An 18,727-nucleotide genomic window follows, 5' to 3' on the forward strand; every position below is an offset into this window, starting at 1 on the left:
AGGCGCGAACGGGCTTGGCGGTGACCGGTACGGTCGCCGGTGATGAGGCGGTGTGCGGTATGACGGACACGAACACGGGTCGGCAGGATCCCGCCGACGGTCGGGCCGGGGGCGGCGGGAGCCGGGCCACCGTCCTGCTCGGGGGCGGGCTGGTGGCGGTGCTGCTCGCCGCGGTGGGCGCGACCGGTGGCTGGCTGTTGGCCGGCGACGACGACGCCCCCGACGAGCCGCTCGCGGTGGCGAGTGTGACCGCCTCGCCGACCATCCGGACGGCCACGCCCCGACCGAGTACGGCCCGGACCACACCCTCGGCTCCCCGGACGTCCGCCAGCACGACCAAGGGGTCCGGGTTGACCGTCCCGCCGGTCGTCGGCGCCGACTTCGAGGAGGCCCGGGACATGCTGCGCAAGCAGCGGCTGGGCTGGCGGCTGGTCTTCGGCGGTGGCAGCGGTCGTACGGTCGCGAGCGCCTCACCTCCCGTGGGTACCGAGGTCACCCGGGGCACCACCGTGCAACTCCAGGTGGCCGGGCCGCCGCCGCCCGCGGAGGTGCCGGACGTGGTCGGCGACGACTGTGCCAGGGCCGCCGACGAGTTGGTCGAGGAGGGGCTCTACCCGAGCTACCGCAGTGGGCGCACCGGAAAGGTCGTCCGGCAGGAACCGACCGAGGACGGCCCGGCCCGCTGGAACGACCAGGTGGGTATCTGGTGCGGTACGGGCGCTGCCGATCAGCCGAGCGTGCGGCCCACCTCCTGAGTCGCCGTCTCCGGCGGACGTTTCCGGCTCGCCGGGGGCCGCTGATCCCGGCCGATGCCGGTGCGGGCCGCTAGGTTGACGGTCGAGGGCCGTGCCGCCCGCCCCGGTTCGGGAAAGGACGTGCGATGAGCGACGACCGCCAGGAGCCGCCCGCCGGGGAGCACGACGACGACCGGACCCGCCCCCTCCCGCCCGCCGACCGGCCGGAGCCGCAACCCGCCGGACCCGACGAGACGGCGCCGATGGACCGGCCCGCGTCGCCTGATGAAACAGCGCCGATGAACCGGGCGGCGTCGCCGGACCAGACGGCGCCCATGAACCGGCCCGTGTCGCCTGATGAGACCGCGCCGATCGACCGGGCCGCGTCGCAGGGCCGGCCCGGTGCTAACGCGTCCTCCGACCAGACCATGCCGATCGATCGTTCCGCGCCGCCGCCGCCGGCCGACCGGACGGCGCGGATGCCCGTCGAGCGGCCCAACCCCGCTCCGTGGTCCGGGCGTGCGGAGGTGCGGCCGCCGCGACCGGCCGAGCCGGCCGGCGACTGGTACGCCGAGGAGCAGGGTGGGCGGCGGTGGTGGCTACCGATCCTCTGGGGTGTGCTGGCGCTGCTGCTCGCCGGCCTGCTCGGGACCGCGCTCTGGGTGGTGCTCAACGCCCGGGACAACGACCGGGACGACCCGGAGTCGACCCCGTCGCCGCCGCCGGGCAGCGCCACGAGTGCCGCGCCGACCAGCGCGGCCCCGACCTCCGCGTCGCCGACCTCCGCGTCGCCCAGCAGTTCGCCGTCGCCGAGTGAGCCCGCCGAGGTGCCGGTGCCGCCGGTCGCCGGCCTGCCGCAGGCCACCGCCGAAGGGCTGCTGGAACGCCTCGGCCTGTCCTACCGGGTGGTGTACCGCCCGTCCGAGTTGCCGCCCGGGACGGTGGTGGGTACCGAACCGGAGGCCGGGGCGACGGTGTCGGACGGCGAGGACGTCCTGCTGATCGTCTCGCAGGCCCGGCCCTCGACCGGGAGTGGTCCGACCACGCCGGGCGGGACGGCGACGAACACGCCGTGACGGGTGCTCACCACATCCGGCGGCGGGTGCCGACCAGGCCGAGGCCGGCAAGCGAGATGGTGAGACCGAAGACGCCGGACCAGAACAGGGACCGGCGGACGTCCGTGGCGGTGTGCCCGCTGGAGGCCTGCCCGGCGAGGTCCTGTCGTCCGTCGGACTGACCGCCGGCGCCGCCACCGGCCACCGACCCCGTCGGGTCGGCCGCTTCGGCGTGCTGGGTGGGCGCGGCGGCACCGATCCAGCCGGGGTCTTCCTCTGCTGGTGGGTCGGCGTCTACCACGGTGATCTCCGGTGCGGGTACCGGAGTGGCCAGCCGGGTCGCGGACGATGCCGGGTCGCGGACCAGGACCAGGAGTGTGGTCACGGCCCCGAGCAGAGCGAGCAGTGCGAGGGCATAGGCGATACGGGAGCGGTGGTGCCGCCGCAGGGCGGGCTGATTGACCATGAACCATCCCAGGCTCAGGGCCCTGGACGTGCGGTGGAACGGTGCCGGGGTGGGCGTACCAATTCTATGGCGACGGCACGCCCACCGCGGCGGATCGCGGTGGTCAGCCCACCCGGACTGGGGTACGGGAGACGGGTCGCCGCGTCCGTACGGTGTGCGGACGGGGTTCCGGTGCGGCCTGCACCTGTTGCAACCCTTCCCGCTGAACGAAGATCGACCGTCGGTTGACCGCGTCGCCCGCGGCGTTGAGCTCGTAGCCGTCGAGCCAGAGCCAACCGTCGTACGTCGGCCAGTCGAGCACTCGGATCACCCGGAACATGATCGGCCTGAGGAACTGGACACTCGCCGCGCGAGTCACGTGCAGAACGTCACCGGAGCGGGGAAGCACATGGGCTCCTGGGGAGGGTTGGCCGGCGGTTGTGCCGGCGGTGACTAACTGATCGGGGAAGAGTCTCGGCCGGTGTCGGGGTCGTGCCTCGTGGACCGGTGGTGCGGATGGTGGTGGTCGGGCCGTACTCCGCTGGTGGCGTGCCGCCACCCGACCATCACCCGGCTGCTCTCCGGGAACCGCGCCCGCCGCCGCAGCTTGCCGGCTTGCAGCGGCGGGGTCATCACCCGGGAGCAGGTCTCGGTGTCGCCGGCCGGGCCCGCGTCGTGTCCGACATCCCCGGATCGGTGGGGTCACCACTCCGGGGGAGCGGACGGAAACGCTGAGTGATCCGTGCCATACGGACAGACTGCATCAGGGAGGTGCTTCATGCAAGTTGCACGTCGACTTTTGCCGATACGTGAGCGCGTCGCGCAAAGCGGCGCTTGAAGCCTTCCGTGTCCGGACGGCACACTGGGGGCCGGATTCGCCCGTCGCGGCCGGCCGATGACCGGCACCACCCCCTCGCCGCGAGCGTTCGCCGGTCGACGGTCGCGCCCCCGGCGGGCGACAGCCAGTGGCGCGTCGACCGGAGGTAGCCCGAGTGGGGTCGAGCAGCCAGCGGTGGGGACCGATGACTCATGGACCACGCGATGAGTGAACGGCGCAGCCCGACCATCAGGCGACGGAGGCTCGGTGCCGAGTTACGTCGCCAGAGGGAGTCCGCCGGGATCACCATCGAGGTCGTCGCCGAGCAGTTGGAGTGCTCGGCGTCGAAGGTGTCCCGGATCGAGACCGGCCACACCACGGCCACGCCCCGCGACGTGCGGGACATGCTGCGGATCTACGGGGTGGTGGGAGCCGAGAGCGACGAGCTGGTGCAGATCGCCCGGGAGGCCCGGCAGAAGGGCTGGTGGCACCCGTACAGCACGGTGCTCGTCGGCGCGTACGTCGGGCTGGAGGCTGCGGCGAGTTCGATCCGGGCGTACGAACAGCAGGTCGTGCCGGGTCTTCTGGAGACCGAGGAGTACGCCGGGGCGATGATCCGCGCCGCCCGACCGGACTTCACGGCCGATCAGGTACACCAGAGGGTGCGTGTCCGTCTGGGTCGTCAGTCGTTGTTGACCCAGGACGATCCGGTCGATCTGTGGGTGGTGCTCGATGAGGCGGTGGTAAGTCGGCCGGTGGGCGGGGACGAGGTGATGCGCGGCCAGCTCAAGCGGCTGGTCGAGGTGGCCGAGTTGCCGAACGTGACGCTCCAGATCCTCCCCTTCGAGGTGGGTGCGCACGCCGGCATGGACGGGACCTTCACGATCCTCAGCTTCCCTGAGCCCGGTGATCCGGATGTTGTGTACGCGGAGAACGCCACGGGTGGGCTCTTCCTTGAGAAGAGCGACGAACTACAGAAGTACAGCTTCATCTTCGATCACATCCGCGCCGCGGCCATCCGTCCGGAGGAGTCCGTCGCACACATCGCAAAACTGGCAGAGGAGCCGTTGTGGAAATGGCGACCAAGGGGTTCCCCGTGGACCTGACGCAGGCAACGTGGTTCAAGAGCTCGAAGAGCGGGCCGAACTGTGACAACTGCGTGGAGGTGGCGTACGTGACCGGGGCGGTCGGAGTGCGGGACTCGAAGGACAAGGCCGGCCCGGCCCTGGTCTTCGCCCCGGGTGACTGGCACGCCTTCGTCGCCGGCACCAGAGGTGGTGTGTTCGGCTCGGCCTGACCGAGCGTGACGTGAGGTCCCCGTCCGGTTCCGACCGGGCGGGGACCTTCCCGTGCCCGGAGATCGTGGTGCCGTGGGTGTCGGGGGGCGGGACGCCGCGAGGTTCCGCCGGGATTCCCGTCGCTACAGCGGGCCCGTCTCGTTGAACCGGGCGGTAGCGGCGCTGGTCGATGATCCGCCGCACCGACACGCAACCGAGCGAGGTAGGCGAGACGGATGACGACGATCGGGTCAGACAATCTCACCAACGGTCCGGGTAAGCCGGAGCGGTTCGGTGGCAAGTACCGCGGGGCGCGTCGGGACACCGTACTGACCGAGGTGGTGTCGAGCGAGCAGGAGCCGTCCGCCGCCGAGTCGGCCGACCCGCCCCTCTCGCTGCCCTCCCTCGACCCCAATCCGTTGGTCGAGCCGTCGTTCCCGCCGAACGGCTGGCCGATGGAGGGCACCGGGTCGCTGGCCGACCATCCGCTGCTGCGCGGCCTGCTGCTGGAGTTGCCGCCGAAGGGCAGTGTCCCCCCGCCCGGCTGGCTGGACCGCTGGTTCGAGGCGACCCGGGCGATCCTGGAGCTGCTGTACCTACCGGGGTCAGGCCGCTCGCGCTGACGGTGACGCCGTCGGCCGGGTCCGCTCGGCGAGCCGGCTGTGCCGGAGCGCGTGCCGGACGCCGATGACGGCCACCGCGAGCGCACCCACCGTGATCGCCGGACCTGCGACGCCGGGCTCGGCACCGAGGTCGGCGCCGGTGGCCGCGATCACCGCCGGCAGCGTGACCAGGGCGCTCACCTGCAACGGCAGCCCGATGAGGGGATGCGCCGCGGCGGCGCGCAGGCCGTGCGGCGCGGGGGTGCCGGGCGCGCTCACGAACGCCCCGGCTCCGGCCCACAGCCGGCGGATCCGCCGTACCGAGCAGACCGCCACCACGAGCGACGGGCCGGCGGTCAGGGTCAGTCCGGCGGCGGCCCGGTCGATCGGTGCGTCGCCGGCGCTGAGCAGACCGCCTGTGAGTACGGCCGCGGTGAGCGCCACGCCGGTCAGGGCGAGGGCCAGCAACCATCCGGTACGCCTGCGCAGCGTGCGGGTGTTGCGCAGCCGGGGCAGGCCGTCGGCGACGATGCCGGCGGCCAGCCAGACGGCGGCGATCGGCAGCAGGATGGTGAGCTGACTCTCCATGTCGGAGAGTCTTTCCCGGATCCGGGCGGCGCGAATCCGGGCCGGTCCCCCGTTCACCCCGGACCCGGGTCCCGTAGGGGGTCATCCCCCGGAAGTTATGGACGTTTCGACATGTCCGACCGGGCGACCGCTGAACTACCCTCAGCTCGATCGGCAGCAGTCGATTGATGTCGGGGCCGGTGGTCGCGATCCGCCGCCGGTCGGAGGGAGGTAGGGAGATGGGTCTTCCACGCAGGTCCGTACTGGTCGGGGTGGCCACGGCGACCGCACTGGCCTTCGGTACCCCGGCCCTGGCCGCCGAACCGGTCGGCGTGGTCCGGGCCGCCGGCGGCGCAACCGCCGTACCGGACAGCTACATCGTCGTGCTCAAGGACAGCGCGGTGGCCCGCGACCGGGTCGGTGACACCGCGAAGCGGCTGTCCGGCCGTCACGGCGGCGCGGTGGCCCGCACCTACGGCGCGGCGCTGCGCGGCTTCGAGGTCACCGTGGACGCGAAGGCGGCGGCACGGATCGCCGCCGATCCGGCGGTGGCGTACGTCGAGCAGAACCACACCGTCTCGATCTCCGGAACGCAGGCCAACCCGCCCTCCTGGGGCCTGGACCGGATCGACCAGCGCAACCTGCCGTTGGACAGCTCCTACACCTACCCGAACACGGCGAGCAACGTGCACGCCTACATCATCGACACCGGCATCCGCTTCTCCCACAGCGACTTCGGCGGGCGGGCCACCTCCGGCTACGACGCGGTGGACGGCGGGTCGGCGGACGACTGCAACGGCCACGGAACCCACGTCGCCGGCACCGTCGGCGGCTCGGCGTACGGGGTCGCCAAGGGCGTCCAACTGGTCGGCGTACGGGTGCTGAACTGCTCCGGCAGCGGCACGACCGCCGGCGTGATCGGCGGCGTCGACTGGGTCACCCAGAACGCGATCAAGCCGGCCGTGGCGAACATGAGCCTGGGCGGCGGCGCGAACACCTCGCTTGACACCGCCGTACGCAACTCGGTCGCCTCCGGCGTCACGTACGGCCTGGCGGCCGGCAACGACAACGGCGCGAACGCCTGCAACACCTCCCCGGCGCGGGTCACCGAGGCCATCACGGTGGGCTCGACGACCAGCTCGGACGCTCGCTCGTCGTTCTCGAACATCGGCACCTGCCTGGACATCTTCGCCCCGGGCTCGTCGATCACCTCGGCCTGGTACACGAGCGACACCGCGAGCAACACGATCAGCGGCACCTCGATGGCCACGCCGCACGTGGTCGGTGCGGCGGCCCTGCTGGCCAGCGTCAACCCGGGCTGGACCCCGCAGCAGGTCCGCGACCAGATGGTGGCCAACGCGACGGCCAACGTGGTCGGCAACGCCGGCTCCGGGTCGCCGAACCGGCTGCTCTACGTGGGCTCGGGCGGCACCACCCCGCCGCCGCCGACCGGCTGCACCGGCACCAACGGCACCGACGTGTCGATCCCGGACGCCGGCGCGGCGGTGACCAGCTCGATCACCATCTCCGGCTGTGGCCGGAACGCCTCCTCGGCCTCCACCGTGGCGGTGAACATCGTGCACACCTACCGCGGTGACCTCGTCATCGACCTGCTCGCCCCGGACGGCAGCGCGTACCGGCTGAAGAACAGCAGCACCTCGGACAGCGCCGACAACGTGAACACCACCTACACGGCGAACGTGTCGAGTGAGGCCGCCGACGGCACCTGGCGGCTCCAGGTGCGCGACACGTACGCGGCCGACACCGGCTACATCAACACCTGGACCCTGACCGTCTGACCGCTCCCGCCCTCACGGCCGAGGCCCCACCCGCCTGCGCGGATGGGGCCTCGTGTCGTACCGGATGGGGGGTCAGACCGCGAAGCTGGCCGGACGCTCGGTGGCCGGGGCCGGCGGACGTGCCTTCCACAGGCCGGTCTTCTGCCCGGCCAGTCGGGCCAGGTAGGCCGGGTTGAGGATCACGTAACGCTTCCAGAGCCGCTTCGGCTCCAGACCGAGCCGCCAGAACCATTCGAGCCCGGCGCGCTGCATCCACGGCGGCGGCTGGCGCAGCAGCCCGGCGTGGTAGTCGAAGGCCGCGCCGACAGCCATCATCGGCATGTCCAGCAGGGGCCGCATGGCGTACGTGAAGACCTCCTGGCGCGGGCAGCCGAGCCCGACCAGGACGAGTCGGGCACCGCTGGACCGGATCCGGTCGGCGATCTCGGCGTCCTCGCCCGGCTGGACGGCCCGGAACTTGGACGGCTCCACCCCGGCGATCTTCAGCGCGGGGAACATCCGCTCCAGGGCCGGGATCAGCCTGGCGAGGGTCTCCTCGGTCGAGCCGTACAGGTAGACCGGCAGGCCCTCGTCGGCGAAGCGGGAGAGCACGTGCAGGGTCAGCGTCGGCCCGTAGACCCGGTCGGTGAGCCCGGCGCGGTGCAGCAGGTTGAGCGCCCAGCGCACCGGCTGCCCGTCCGGCGTGACCATGTCGAACGAGTTGAGCCGGGCGTTGTGCGCCGGGTCCAGGACGCCGGTCATCACCCCGTGCACGGCAAGCGCGGTCAGCGCGAAGGGACGCCGCTCGTGCGCGGCGGTCACCACAGCGTCCGTCGCCGTGGCGTAGTCGGTGGCGTCGACCAGGACGCCGAGCACGTTGCGCTTGGTCCGGGCGGTCATGACTGGGGCACCCACTTGTCGACGTTGGCCTCGTAGATCTCCCGAAGGATCATGGGTACGTCGTAGGTGATCTTCCAGTCCGGGTACTGCTCCTCGAACCGGGCCATGCTGCTGACGTACCACTGGTGGTCGCCCGTGCGGTTCTGCTCGACGTAGTTGATCCGCGCCTCGCGGCCGGTGATCTCCTCGGCGATCCGGAACGCCTCGATGTGCGAGGTGTTGGAGTGCCGTCCGCCGCCCAGGTTGTAGACCTCCGCCGAGCGCGGCGCCCGGAAGAACGCCTCGAACGCGGTCAGCACGTCCCGCGAGTGGATCGCGTCGCGGACCATCTTGCCCTTGTAGCCGAACAGGTTGTACGTCCGGCCCTCCATCACGCAGCGCATCAGGTACGCCAGGAAGCCGTGCAGCTCGGCCGCCGAGTGCGCCGGACCGGTCAGCGTGCCGCCCCGGAAGCAGGCGGTCTTCATGTCGAAGTAGCGGCCGTACTCCTGGACCATCACGTCCGCGGCGACCTTGGAGGCGCCGAAGATCGAGTGCAGGGAGCTGTCGATCGACATGTCCTCGGTGATGCCGTCGTACCACGGGTGGTCCTCGGGCAGCTCGTACCGCGTCTCCAGCTCGATCAGCGGCAGGCTGTTGGGCCGGTCGCCGTACACCTTGTTCGTCGAGCAGTGGATGAACGGTGCGTCGATCGCGTGCAGCCGGGTGTTCTCCAACATGTTGAGAGTGCCGCCGGCGTTGACGTCGAAGTCGGTGTACGGCTCCTTCGCCGCCCAGTCGTGGCTCGGCTGCGCGGCGCTGTGGATCACCACGGCAATGTCCGAGCCGTACTTCTTGAACACCTGCTCCAGGCCCTCGCGGTCCCGGATGTCCACCGCGAAGTGGGTGTACGCGCTGCCCAGGTCACGGCCGAGCCGCTCCAGGCTCCACGATGTGGAGCCGTCCTCACCGAAGAAGTACCGGCGCATGTCGTTGTCGATGCCGACGACGTCCAGGCCGAGCCCGGCGAAGTGCCGGACCGCCTCGGAGCCGATCAGACCACCAGACCCGGTCACCAACGCGACACTCACACGCCACTCCTGGTCCATCGGAGGCAGAATCCATCGGAGCATAGCGTGACGCCCGGCACGCCCCGATATGACGGAAGGGCCCCGCAGTATGCGGAGCCCTCGTCGTTGGTGGGGATGGGGGGAGTTGAACCCCCACGCCCTTTCGGGCACACGGACCTGAACCGTGCGCGTCTGCCATTCCGCCACATCCCCGTGGCACAACCCGCAACACTCTAGCCGTCCCGATCCCGCTGTCTCCAGCGGGCCTCGGGAATACTACGCTGTCCCAGGCGCTCGCCACGAGCGGTTACCGTTCGTGGCGGACGAAAGATTAGCACGGCAGTCCCGGTCCTTCCGAGCGGGCCGGGAGCAGGCGGCCGAGCGGCGTGTGAGCTGCACGCGCGCCGGCCGGATACCATCATGTCCTCGGGACCCGAGGAGGAGCCGGTGAGCGTGCTGCAACGCTTCGAGAAGCGTCTGGAAGGCCTGGTCGAAGGGGCTTTCGCCAAGGTCTTCAAAGGGGTGGTCCACCCCGTGGAGATCCTCAACGCCATGCAGCGGGAGGCCGAGGCGCACAAGGCGATCCTGGCCGGTGGGCGCACGTTGGTGCCCAACCGCTACGTGATCGATCTCTCGCCGTTCGACCACAGTCGTCTGGCGCCGTACGCCGCCGCGCTGGCCCAGGAGCTGGCCCAGTCGCAGGCGGAGTTCATCGGCGAGCAGGCCTGGACGGTCTACGGCGACGTGATCGTCGAGATCGAGCGGGGTGACGGCCTGGACACGGGCATGTTCCGGGTCACCGCCGAGGTCTACACCGGTGGCGAGGTCGCCCCGGTGTCGGCGCCCGGCTACGACGCCGGCCCGCCCGCCTATTCCGCCTACGACCAGGGCGGTGGCTACGGCCCGCCACCCGGGCACGGCGGTGGCCGCAACGTGCGGCTCGTCTCCGGAGACGGGCGCACCTACCCCCTCCAGATGGGGTCGACGGTGATCGGTCGCGGCGACCAGGCGAACCTGCGCCTGCCCGACGTCGGCATCTCCCGGCGACACGCCCGGCTGGATTTCGACGGCGGCCAGGTCGTGCTGACGGATCTGGGGTCGACGAACGGCACGATGGTCAACGGCCAGCGGGTCTCCGCCGTCGCCCTCAACCCGGGTGACATGGTCCAGCTCGGCACCACGACGCTGACCTTCCGCGTGGACGGCTGACCCGCCTTGCCGGAACTGGTCATCACCGTTGCCCGGTTCGGATTCCTGATCCTGCTGTGGATCTTCGTGTTCACGGTGGTCGGCGTGATCCGGCGGGACCTGTTCGCGGGGGCCCGGTCCGGTCGCCTGGTGGCGGCGCCACGAGCTGTGGGCGCCTCGACGGGGCAGGCGGCGAAGCCGGCGAAGGTGAAACGGGGCAGGGCGGCCCACCAACTGGTGGTGACCGCCGGCCAGCTGGCCGGCACCCGGATCACTCTCGGTGAAGCGCAGATCACCATCGGTCGGGCCGAGGATTCCACCCTGGTCATCACCGACGACTACGCCTCCGCGCGGCACGCCCGGCTCGTGCCCCGCGACGGGCAGTGGTTCGTCGAGGACCTCGGCTCGACTAACGGCACGTACCTCGATCGCGCTAAGGTCACCGGACCAACCCCCGTCCCCCTCGGCGTGCCGATCCGGATCGGCCGCACTTCCCTCGAATTACGGCCATGACTCTGACCCTGCGCTATGCGGCCCACAGCGACCGCGGTCTGATCCGAGACGGCAATCAAGACTCCGTCTACGCCGGGCCGCGGCTACTCGCCGTTGCCGACGGCATGGGCGGCATGGCCGCCGGTGACGTCGCCAGCAACATCGTCATCGGTGCCATGGCGCCGCTCGACGAGGACGTCCCAGGGGACGCTCTCGTCGATGCGTTGCGTTCGGCCGTGGGTACCGCCAACCAACACCTCCGCGACACGGTGGACGCCAACCCGCAGCTGGAGGGGATGGGCACCACGCTGACGGCGACCCTCTTCACCGGCAGCAAGCTGGGGATGGTCCACATCGGCGACTCGCGGGCCTACCTGCTGCGCAACGGTGAGTTCGCGCAGATCACCAAGGACGACACGTACGTCCAGATGCTCGTCGACGAGGGGCGGATCAGCGCCGAGGAGGCGAGCAGTCACCCGCAGCGGTCACTGCTGACCCGTGCCCTGGACGGCCGGGACATCGACCCGGAGTACTCGGTGCGCCAGGTCCTGCCCGGCGACCGGTACCTGATCTGCAGCGACGGCCTCTCGGGCGTGGTCAGCTCCGAGACCATCGGTGAGACCCTTCGGGAGTACACCGACCCGCAGCAGTGCGTCGAGCGGCTGGTGCAGCTGGCGCTGCGCGGCGGTGGCCCGGACAACATCACGGTGATCATCGCCGACGCGACCGACCAGGACATCGTCGAGGCCACCCCGATCGTCGGTGGCGCCGCCGCCCGTGACCGGGGCATGGCCACCTCCGCCGACAACTCCACCCCGGCCGCCCGGGCCTCCGCGCTCTCCGCGCCACGCCCGGCCGCGCCGGAGGAGCCCGCCGCGTCGGACGACGAGCCGGACCGGCCGAAGCGCCGACCGGTGCGGACCGCCGCCATGGCGCTGGCCCTGCTGGTGATCGTCGGTGGCGCGGCCTTCGCCGGCTGGACGTACACCCAGCGGCAGTACTACGTGGGCGCCACCGAGGAGGGGCAGGTCGCCGTCTTCCGGGGCATCCAGGGTCAGATCGCCGGGATGGACCTCTCCAGCGTGCACCGCACCAGCGGGACCCGGCTGGACGACCTCACCGTCGCCGCACAGGACACCGTCAAGGTGGGCATCCGGGCCAAGAACGAGCCGGACGCCGAGCGCCAGCTCGCCGAGCTGACCAGCGACACGCCGACCAATCCCAACCTGAAGCCGCTCTGCCCGTCCGACCCGACAGTCGTGGCGGGGTCACCGACCCCGGACGGGACGCCCGTGCCGCCGAACGGCACCCCGACCGCCGGCACGCTGCCTCCCGCGAACGGGTCGGCGACCGCCAGCCCCGCCGTCACCCCCACCGCCGGCGTGACCGGCCCGACGACCGCACCCGACGCCACGCCCTCCGACTCGACACCGCCGACGCTCGATCCGGCCGGTTGCCGGTCTCCTGAGTGAGCATCGACTGAGATCCCGAGGATTCCACCCGTGACCGTAGCGGCCACACCGGCGCCCTCGCCCGCCACCACGGGCGGGCAGTCCGGCGTACGCCTGGCCCGGTCCCGACGCAACGCCGAGCTGTCCCTGCTGCTGCTCGCGATGGTGCTGGTGGCCGCGTACGGGGCGACCGTCGAGGCGAACCTGCTGGACACGGTCACCCCGGACTTCTGGATGCCCGCCGCCGCGCTCGGCGCGGTGTTCCTCGGTCTGCACCTGGTCATCCGGTTCCTCGCCCCGTTCGCCGACCCGGCCCTGCTGCCAGCGGTGGCCCTGCTCAACGGCCTCGGGGTGGGCTTCCTGCGCCGCATCGACCTGGGCGAGGCGCCGGTCGCCGACCGGGAGAGCCTGGCCGTCTTCGCCGGCATCGGCGGGCGGCAGTTGGCGTGGACGCTGGCCTCGGTGATCCTCGCCGCCGGCCTGCTCGCCATCATGCGCGACCACCGTTCGGTGTCCCGGTACGCGTACACCCTGGGCCTGGCCGGCATCGTGCTGGTGATGCTGCCGGCGGTGCTGCCGTCGAGCATCTCAGAGATCAACGGCGCCAAGCTGTGGATCCGGGTGGGCGGTTTTTCCATCCAGCCGGGTGAGTTCGCCAAGTTGGCGCTGCTGGTCTTCTTCGCCTACTACCTGGTGCGCAAGCGTGAGGTGCTGTCGCTGGCCAGTCGGCGTCTGCTCGGCATCGACTTCCCGCGCGGGCGCGACCTCGGCCCGGTGGTCGTGGTCTGGTTGATCAGCCTTCTGGTGCTCGTCTTCGAGAAGGACCTGGGCACCTCGCTGCTCTACTTCGGCATGTTCGTGGTGACCCTGTACATCGCCACCGAACGGGTCAGTTGGCTGCTGATCGGTCTGGTCCTGTTCTTCGGCGGCGCATACCTGGCGTACGTCCTCGGTTCGACCGTCGGCGGCCCGTTCGCCAACTTCTACGTACGGGCGGAGATCTGGCTGGATCCGTTCGCCGACCCCACCGACAAGGGCTACCAGCTCGTGCAGGGGCTGCTCGCCCTGGGCACGGGTGGGCTCTTCGGTGCGGGGCCGGGCGGCGGCCAGCCGGAGATCCTGCCGGAGGTGCAGAACGACTTCATCTTCGCCGGCATCGGTGAGGAGATCGGCCTGTTCGGGCTCTCCGCGCTGCTGGTGGTCTACCTCCTGATCGTGGAGCGCGGACTGCGTGCCGCGCTCGCGGTGCGGGACTCGTTCGGCAAGCTGCTCGCCGGTGGTCTGGCGTTCACCCTGGGCCTGCAGGTCTTCGTGATCGTCGGCGGGATCAGCAAGCTCATTCCGCTGACCGGTCAGACCACCCCGTTCCTGTCCGCCGGTGGCTCGTCGCTGATGGCCAACTGGTTGCTCATCGCGGTGCTGCTGCGGGTCTCCGACGGAGCCCGCCGGCCGGTCACCGGGAGTGGCGGCAAGGCCGCCCGGCCCGCCGGTGGTCCGCCCGAGCAACTGCACGGTGCCCCCACGGAGGTGATCAAGCCGTGAACGCACCCCTGCGCCGCGTCGGCGTCGTCGTCATTGTCCTGTTCGGTCTGCTCTTCGCCAATCTCAACTGGATCCAGGCCTACAAGGCCGACGAGTACCGCACCAGCGACTACAACGGCCGGGTCCAGGTTGCCGACTACAAGATCAAGCGCGGCAACATCGAGGCCGGTGGCACCGCGCTGGCCACCAGCAAGGAGACCACCGGCAAGCTGAAGTTCCTGCGCACCTACCCCGGTGGCGCCAAGTACGCCCACGTGCTCGGCTACAAGCCGGTCAACCTGGCGGACCGGGGCATCGAGCAGGTGGAGAACGACTTCCTGGCCGGCACCAGCGACCAGCTCATCGGCGACCGGTTCAAGGACATGTTCACCGGTGACCAGACCGGTGGCGGCAACGTGCTGCTGACGCTCTCCAAGCGGGCTCAGGACGTGGCGTACGACCAGATGCGCAACAACCAGGTGGGGGCGAAGCGGGGCGCGGCCATCGCCATCGACCCGAACACCGGTGCGGTGCAGGCGCTCGTCTCCATGCCGAGCTTCGACCCGAACCCGCTGGCCAGCCACGACACAGACCAGGCGGCGGCCGCGTTCAACAAGCTGGAGCAGGACCCGGAACGGCCCCTGAGCAACCGGGCGCTCGGCGAGACGCTGCCGCCGGGCTCCACCTTCAAGATCGTGGTGGCCGCGGCGGCGCTGGAGAACGGCGTCACGAAGACCACCCCCATCCCGGCCAGGTCCAGCTACACCCCTCCCACGTCCGGCGAGCCGATCCGGAACGCCGCCCCCTCGATCTGCCCGGAATCGCAGGTCACCCTGATGGAGGCGGTCACCGAATCCTGTAACACGGGCTTCGCCCAGCTCGGCGTACGCCTCGGTGCCAACACCATCAAGGAGAAGGCCCGCCAGTTCGGCTTCGAGCAGGAGGACCTGACTGTCGGGCAGCTCGGTGAGGGTGGCCTGCCCACGGCGGCCAGCCGTACCGGCAGCATCCAGAACGCCGACGGCGGGGACGACCCGGCCGCGCTGGCCCAGTCCTCGATCGGTCAGCGGGACGTCCGGATGACTCCGCTGGAAGGCGCCATGATCGCCGGCTCGGTCGCCAACCGGGGCCGGCAGATGCGGCCGTACCTGGTGCGGCAGCTGCTCGCTCCGGACCGCACCACCAGCTACTACACGGCCGACGCGCGGGAGCTGCGGCAGCCGGTCAGCCCACAGGTCGCCAGCGACCTGCGGGACATGATGGTCAGCGTGGTCCAGAACGGGACCGGCAAGAAGGCCGCGATCAGCGGCTACAAGGTCGGCGGCAAGACCGGCACCGCGCAGTCCGCACCGGACCGGCCCGACCACGGCTGGTTCATCGGCTTCGCGCTCGACAAGAACGACAACCCCGTCTCCGCCGTCTGCGTGGTGCTGGAGCAGGCCGGCAGCGGTGGCAGCGCCGAGGCGGCCCGGATCGGCGGCCAGATCATGCGCGCCGCCATCGCCGACCCCGGGGGCCGCTGACATGCTCAGCCCCGGTGTCCAGCTCGGCAACCGCTACCGTCTCGACGAGCGGATCGCCAGCGGCGGCATGGGCGACGTGTGGCGCGGCACCGACCAGGTCCTCGGACGGACGGTGGCGGTGAAGAGTCTGCTCCCCGCCCTGCTCGACGATCCGGACTTCGCCGAACGGTTCCGCGGCGAGGCCCGGACCATGGCCACCATCAACCACCCCGGCGTGGTGGACGTCTACGACTTCGGCAACGACCAGCAGATCGCCTTCCTGGTCATGGAGTACGTCGAGGGCGACGCCCTGTCGTCGACGCTGAGTCGGGTCGGTCGGCTCACCCCGGCCCGGACGATGGCCCTCGTCGCGCAGGCCGCGGACGCGCTGCACGCCGCGCACGAGAAGGGCATCGTGCACCGGGACGTGAAGCCGGGCAACCTGCTGGTCCGCCCGAACGGCACGCTCGTGCTGACCGATTTCGGCATCGCCCGCTCCGACATGGTCGGGCAGCTCACCGCCGCCGGTTCGGTGCTGGGCACCGCCTCCTACATCTCGCCCGAGCAGGCCACCGGCGGTGTCGCCACCCCGGCGTCCGACGTGTACGCGCTCGGCGTGGTCGCGTACCAGTGCCTGGCCGGGCGCCGCCCGTTCGAGGGCGACAACCCGCTCGACATCGCCATGCGGCACGTCCGGGAGACACCCCGCCCCCTGCCCTCGGACATCCCGCCGCAGGTCCGGGCAGTGGTGGAACGGGCGTTGGCGAAGGATCCGGCCGCGCGCTGGCCCAGCGCCGCGGCCCTCGCGCAGGTCGCCCGCCAGCTCAAGGCCGCGCTCTCCCAGCAGGCCCGGGGCGGCGGTCATCCCGGCCCGGTCTCCGGGGCGCCGGCCTCACCGGCGGCACCCGGTCGTGCGCAGGTGCCCCAGTCGCAGCACCACCGCGCGCCGGGCGTCGGGCACCGTCCGGCACCCGCCGGGCAGCGCCCGACCGTGATCGCCCCAGCCCAGCAGCCCCGCCCCACCACCGTCGCGCCGGCCGTCCCGTACGCCCGGCCGCCGGCCGGTGCCGCCGGCTACCCGCGCGGTGCCGCGTCGGTGCCGCCGGCGCAGACCCGCCAGGAACACCCCCCGGCGTACGTCCGCCAGGCCGGCCCGACGCCATCCACTCCCGAACCTCACCGGTCCCGGCCCGGGATGGTGCTTCTCGCCATCCTGCTCGCCGTACTGGTCCTGCTCTGCTCGGGCGTGATTTCCTACAACCTGCGGAAGCAGTCGCAGTCCGGCGAAACCGGTGCGCTGGCTCCGCACGCGGCGACGTCCGGCGCGCTGCGGCCCGACGGACGCGACGATCCGACCCGGACGTCGTACCGTCGTGGGGTACGGCTCCAGCCGGTCGACGGCGGGACGACGACGAGCGAAGGACGACAGACGCGATGACAGCGCAGGCCCGCCTGCTCGGTGGCAGGTACCAGGTCGGCGAGCTGCTCGGCTATGGCGGCATGGCCGAGGTGCACCGCGGTCGCGACCTCCGGCTCGGTCGGGACGTCGCGATCAAGATGCTCCGCACCGACCTCGCCCGGGATGCGACGTTCCAGATGCGGTTCCGGCGGGAGGCGCAGAACGCGGCGTCGCTCAACCACCCGGCGATCGTGGCGGTCTACGACACCGGCGAGGAGACCGCGCCGACCGGTGAGACGTTGCCGTTCATCGTCATGGAGTTCGTCAACGGACGGACCCTCAAGGAGGTGCTCGGCGCGGAGGGCCGGTTGCAGCCCCGCCGGGCGTTGGAAATCTGCGCCGACATGTGTGCGGCGCTGGAGTTCAGCCACCGGCACGGCATCATCCACCGGGACATCAAGCCCGGCAACGTGATGCTCACCCAGACCGGTCAGGTCAAGGTGATGGACTTCGGCATCGCGCGGGCTCTGGCCAGCGGCGCGACCACCATGACGCAGACCAGCGCGGTGATCGGCACGGCCCAGTACCTGTCCCCGGAGCAGGCGCGCGGCGAGGCCGTGGACGCCCGTTCCGACGTGTACGCCGCCGGCTGCGTGCTCTTCGAGCTGGTCTGCGGGCACCCGCCGTTCGTCGGCGACAGCCCGGTCAGCGTCGCCTACCAACACGTACGGGAGACGCCGCCGACGCCGAGCGACATCAACCCGGACGTCACCCCGGCCGTCGACGCGATCGTGCTCAAGGCGCTGTCGAAGAACCCGCTCAACCGCTACCAGAGCGCCGGCGAGATGCGTGCGGACCTGCTCCGCGCCGCAGCCGGGCGGCCCGTGCTGGCCACGCCGGTGATGCGCGAGGCGGAGACGGTGGCGATGGCCCCGGCCGGCGGCGGGGCTGGCTACCCGGCCGCCGCCGCTGGGCAACAGACCCGGCAGATCCCGGCCCGGGTGGGCGACCCGCGCCAGCGCAAGGCGTCCTCCTGGCTGATCGCGATGTTCAGCGCGGTAGGCGTGCTGGCGGTGATCGCCCTGGTCGCCGCCCTGCTCTGGAACCAACAGGGCAAGGACCTGAAGTCGGTGCCCACCCTCACGGGTAAGAGTCAGGAAGCCGCGATCACCGAGATCCGCAATGCCGGCTTCCAGGCGGTGGTGGGCGAGCCGGTGCGGGAGAGCAACTGCCAGAAGGACACGGTGGTCCGGCAGACTCCGCAGCCGGGCGCGCGGCTGGAGGAGACGCGTCAGGTCACTATCCAGATCTGTGGCGGCGCGCCCGAGGTGACCGTCCCGGTAGGCCTCAAGGGCAGCAAGCGGGAGAGCGCCATCGCCCGTCTCGAGGAAGCGAATCTCGTCCCCGACGTCAAGACCATCGACAGCGAGGCCAGCCAGGACGAGGTACTCAGTGTCGACCCTCCGTCGGGGCAGCGCGTCCCCGAGGGCACGAAGGTGACACTCACCGTCTCGAACGGCAAGGTCCGCGAGGTGCCGGACGTCGTCGGGCTCAGCCAGGAGGAAGCCACCCGCGTCCTCCGCAACGCCGGCTTCACGGTCGTTCCGCAGGAGGGTCCGGAGGTGCCTGCCGCCAACGCGGGGAAGGTCACCGATCAGAGCCCGAACGCCAAGGACAAGAAGCCGACGGGTACGAAGGTGACCATCAAGGTCAGTCAGCCCGAGCCGGAGACCGACCCGACTCCCTCTGTGACGCCCTCGGTCACTCCGACGACCACGCCGACCACGCCGGGCAACGGAGGTGGCATCGGTGTGCCGTTCCCGCCCCCGCCGTCCCGGCTTCCGCAGGATTGATTCCGGGCACGGCGTGCGGGCATCGGTGTGAGTGACGATGTCCGGCCGGTGCGACGGTGGCGGCGGCGATTGCGACGCCTGGCCGTTCTGGGTGCCG

Annotated in this window: 18 protein-coding genes and 1 tRNA gene; 13 read left to right on the forward strand and 6 right to left on the reverse strand. The window is 71.3% G+C overall.

All coding sequences use genetic code 11. The features are described 5' to 3' along the window. The first annotated feature begins 59 nt into the window (after nt 1-59). Together ABZS77_RS01205 and ABZS77_RS01210 are read left to right on the forward strand one after the other, a co-directional pair. Nucleotides 60-755, forward strand: coding sequence for a PASTA domain-containing protein (locus ABZS77_RS01205; protein WP_354815282.1), 696 nt, complete (start codon nt 60-62; stop codon nt 753-755). Nucleotides 756-880: 125 nt separating this feature from the next. Beyond that, on the forward strand, nt 881-1,810 hold the full coding sequence (locus ABZS77_RS01210) for a PASTA domain-containing protein (RefSeq protein ID WP_354815285.1): 930 nt from the start codon (nt 881-883) through the stop codon (nt 1,808-1,810). A 7-nt stretch (nt 1,811-1,817) separates the two neighbouring features. On the opposite strand, the gene ABZS77_RS01215 is transcribed toward ABZS77_RS01210, so the two are convergent. Both ABZS77_RS01215 and ABZS77_RS01220 read right to left on the reverse strand, forming a co-directional pair. Beyond that, entirely contained in the window at nt 1,818-2,255 is a 438-nt protein-coding gene (locus tag ABZS77_RS01215; protein WP_354815288.1) for a hypothetical protein, read from the reverse strand. 103 nt (nt 2,256-2,358) lie between these two features. Beyond that, the gene (locus tag ABZS77_RS01220) at nt 2,359-2,643 is read right to left on the reverse strand and encodes a hypothetical protein (protein WP_139586807.1); all 285 of its coding nucleotides are present in this window, start codon (nt 2,641-2,643) and stop codon (nt 2,359-2,361) included. A 632-nt stretch (nt 2,644-3,275) separates the two neighbouring features. On the opposite strand from ABZS77_RS01220, the gene ABZS77_RS01225 reads away from it, so the two are divergent. The 3 genes from ABZS77_RS01225 to ABZS77_RS01235 all read left to right on the forward strand — a co-directional run bounded on the left by ABZS77_RS01225 (nt 3,276) and on the right by ABZS77_RS01235 (nt 4,951). After that, on the forward strand, nt 3,276-4,157 hold the full coding sequence (locus tag ABZS77_RS01225) for a helix-turn-helix transcriptional regulator (RefSeq protein WP_030487606.1): 882 nt from the start codon (nt 3,276-3,278) through the stop codon (nt 4,155-4,157). Beyond that, complete coding sequence (locus ABZS77_RS01230) at nt 4,127-4,348, forward strand: DUF397 domain-containing protein (protein WP_121656330.1); 222 nt, start codon at nt 4,127-4,129, stop codon at nt 4,346-4,348. The genes ABZS77_RS01225 and ABZS77_RS01230 overlap by 31 nt, the downstream gene beginning before the upstream one ends. Nucleotides 4,349-4,564: 216 nt before the next feature. Beyond that, on the forward strand, nt 4,565-4,951 hold the full coding sequence (locus ABZS77_RS01235) for a hypothetical protein (protein ID WP_354815291.1): 387 nt from the start codon (nt 4,565-4,567) through the stop codon (nt 4,949-4,951). Here the strand turns inward: ABZS77_RS01235 and ABZS77_RS01240 are convergent. Further along, a complete protein-coding gene (locus ABZS77_RS01240) occupies nt 4,934-5,518 on the reverse strand; it encodes a hypothetical protein (RefSeq protein ID WP_354815294.1) in 585 nt (194 codons plus the stop codon). The two genes, ABZS77_RS01235 and ABZS77_RS01240, sit on opposite strands and share 18 nt — an antisense overlap. A 218-nt stretch (nt 5,519-5,736) precedes the next feature. On the opposite strand from ABZS77_RS01240, the gene ABZS77_RS01245 reads away from it, so the two are divergent. Beyond that, nucleotides 5,737-7,296 carry a S8 family serine peptidase gene (locus ABZS77_RS01245; RefSeq protein WP_354815297.1) on the forward strand — a complete coding sequence of 520 codons (1,560 nt, stop codon included), beginning with the start codon at nt 5,737-5,739 and terminating at the stop codon, nt 7,294-7,296. Between the two features lie 72 nt (nt 7,297-7,368). Here the strand turns inward: ABZS77_RS01245 and ABZS77_RS01250 are convergent, their stop codons facing one another. The 3 genes from ABZS77_RS01250 to ABZS77_RS01260 form a co-directional block, all read right to left on the reverse strand. Next, the gene (locus ABZS77_RS01250) at nt 7,369-8,175 is read right to left on the reverse strand and encodes a WecB/TagA/CpsF family glycosyltransferase (protein ID WP_354815300.1); all 807 of its coding nucleotides are present in this window, start codon (nt 8,173-8,175) and stop codon (nt 7,369-7,371) included. Continuing rightward, entirely contained in the window at nt 8,172-9,287 is a 1,116-nt protein-coding gene (locus ABZS77_RS01255; RefSeq protein ID WP_354815303.1) for an NAD-dependent epimerase/dehydratase family protein, read from the reverse strand. The genes ABZS77_RS01250 and ABZS77_RS01255 overlap by 4 nt, the downstream gene beginning before the upstream one ends. Before the next feature lie 64 nt (nt 9,288-9,351). After that, nucleotides 9,352-9,437 (reverse strand) — tRNA-Leu (locus tag ABZS77_RS01260). A 207-nt stretch (nt 9,438-9,644) separates the two neighbouring features. Between ABZS77_RS01260 and ABZS77_RS01265 the strand changes: the two genes are divergently transcribed. From ABZS77_RS01265 to pknB, 7 genes are read left to right on the forward strand one after another with little or no spacing between them, the layout of a single operon-like run. Further along, complete coding sequence (locus ABZS77_RS01265; protein WP_354815306.1) at nt 9,645-10,433, forward strand: DUF3662 and FHA domain-containing protein; 789 nt, start codon at nt 9,645-9,647, stop codon at nt 10,431-10,433. 6 nt (nt 10,434-10,439) lie between these two features. Next, nucleotides 10,440-10,925 (forward strand): FHA domain-containing protein, encoded by a 486-nt coding sequence (locus ABZS77_RS01270; protein ID WP_074315675.1) that lies wholly within the window; start codon nt 10,440-10,442, stop codon nt 10,923-10,925. Continuing rightward, nucleotides 10,922-12,376: a protein phosphatase 2C domain-containing protein gene (locus ABZS77_RS01275; RefSeq protein WP_354815309.1), complete on the forward strand. Its 1,455-nt coding sequence runs from the start codon at nt 10,922-10,924 to the stop codon at nt 12,374-12,376. The genes ABZS77_RS01270 and ABZS77_RS01275 overlap by 4 nt, the downstream gene beginning before the upstream one ends. Nucleotides 12,377-12,406: 30 nt before the next feature. Next, nucleotides 12,407-13,897, forward strand: coding sequence for an FtsW/RodA/SpoVE family cell cycle protein (locus ABZS77_RS01280; protein WP_354815312.1), 1,491 nt, complete (start codon nt 12,407-12,409; stop codon nt 13,895-13,897). Beyond that, on the forward strand, nt 13,894-15,399 hold the full coding sequence (locus ABZS77_RS01285) for a penicillin-binding protein 2 (protein WP_354815315.1): 1,506 nt from the start codon (nt 13,894-13,896) through the stop codon (nt 15,397-15,399). The genes ABZS77_RS01280 and ABZS77_RS01285 overlap by 4 nt, the downstream gene beginning before the upstream one ends. Nucleotide 15,400: 1 nt before the next feature. Beyond that, on the forward strand, nt 15,401-16,816 hold the full coding sequence (locus ABZS77_RS01290) for a protein kinase (protein ID WP_354815318.1): 1,416 nt from the start codon (nt 15,401-15,403) through the stop codon (nt 16,814-16,816). After that, nucleotides 16,813-18,630, forward strand: coding sequence for a Stk1 family PASTA domain-containing Ser/Thr kinase (pknB, locus tag ABZS77_RS01295; RefSeq protein ID WP_354815321.1), 1,818 nt, complete (start codon nt 16,813-16,815; stop codon nt 18,628-18,630). The genes ABZS77_RS01290 and pknB overlap by 4 nt, the downstream gene beginning before the upstream one ends. Nucleotides 18,631-18,727: the final 97 nt, after the last annotated feature.

The organism is Micromonospora sp. NPDC005298, assembly GCF_040607375.1.
GTDB lineage: Bacteria > Actinomycetota > Actinomycetes > Mycobacteriales > Micromonosporaceae > Micromonospora.

What these genes read in the sequence shown, in the direction of transcription:
- ABZS77_RS01290 (WP_354815318.1), top strand. Translation starts at nt 15,401, where the DNA reads ATGCTCAGCCCCGGTGTCCAGCTCGGCAACCGCTACCGTCTCGACGAG.
- ABZS77_RS01245 (WP_354815297.1), top strand. Translation starts at nt 5,737, where the DNA reads ATGGGTCTTCCACGCAGGTCCGTACTGGTCGGGGTGGCCACGGCGACC.
- ABZS77_RS01230 (WP_121656330.1), top strand. Translation starts at nt 4,127, where the DNA reads ATGGCGACCAAGGGGTTCCCCGTGGACCTGACGCAGGCAACGTGGTTC.
- ABZS77_RS01205 (WP_354815282.1), top strand. Translation starts at nt 60, where the DNA reads ATGACGGACACGAACACGGGTCGGCAGGATCCCGCCGACGGTCGGGCC.
- ABZS77_RS01275 (WP_354815309.1), top strand. Translation starts at nt 10,922, where the DNA reads ATGACTCTGACCCTGCGCTATGCGGCCCACAGCGACCGCGGTCTGATC.
- ABZS77_RS01265 (WP_354815306.1), top strand. Translation starts at nt 9,645, where the DNA reads ATGTCCTCGGGACCCGAGGAGGAGCCGGTGAGCGTGCTGCAACGCTTC.
- ABZS77_RS01250 (WP_354815300.1), bottom strand. Translation starts at nt 8,175, where the DNA reads ATGACCGCCCGGACCAAGCGCAACGTGCTCGGCGTCCTGGTCGACGCC.
- pknB (WP_354815321.1), top strand. Translation starts at nt 16,813, where the DNA reads ATGACAGCGCAGGCCCGCCTGCTCGGTGGCAGGTACCAGGTCGGCGAG.
- ABZS77_RS01240 (WP_354815294.1), bottom strand. Translation starts at nt 5,518, where the DNA reads ATGGAGAGTCAGCTCACCATCCTGCTGCCGATCGCCGCCGTCTGGCTG.
- ABZS77_RS01210 (WP_354815285.1), top strand. Translation starts at nt 881, where the DNA reads ATGAGCGACGACCGCCAGGAGCCGCCCGCCGGGGAGCACGACGACGAC.
- ABZS77_RS01235 (WP_354815291.1), top strand. Translation starts at nt 4,565, where the DNA reads ATGACGACGATCGGGTCAGACAATCTCACCAACGGTCCGGGTAAGCCG.
- ABZS77_RS01255 (WP_354815303.1), bottom strand. Translation starts at nt 9,287, where the DNA reads ATGCTCCGATGGATTCTGCCTCCGATGGACCAGGAGTGGCGTGTGAGT.
- ABZS77_RS01225 (WP_030487606.1), top strand. Translation starts at nt 3,276, where the DNA reads ATGAGTGAACGGCGCAGCCCGACCATCAGGCGACGGAGGCTCGGTGCC.
- ABZS77_RS01215 (WP_354815288.1), bottom strand. Translation starts at nt 2,255, where the DNA reads ATGGTCAATCAGCCCGCCCTGCGGCGGCACCACCGCTCCCGTATCGCC.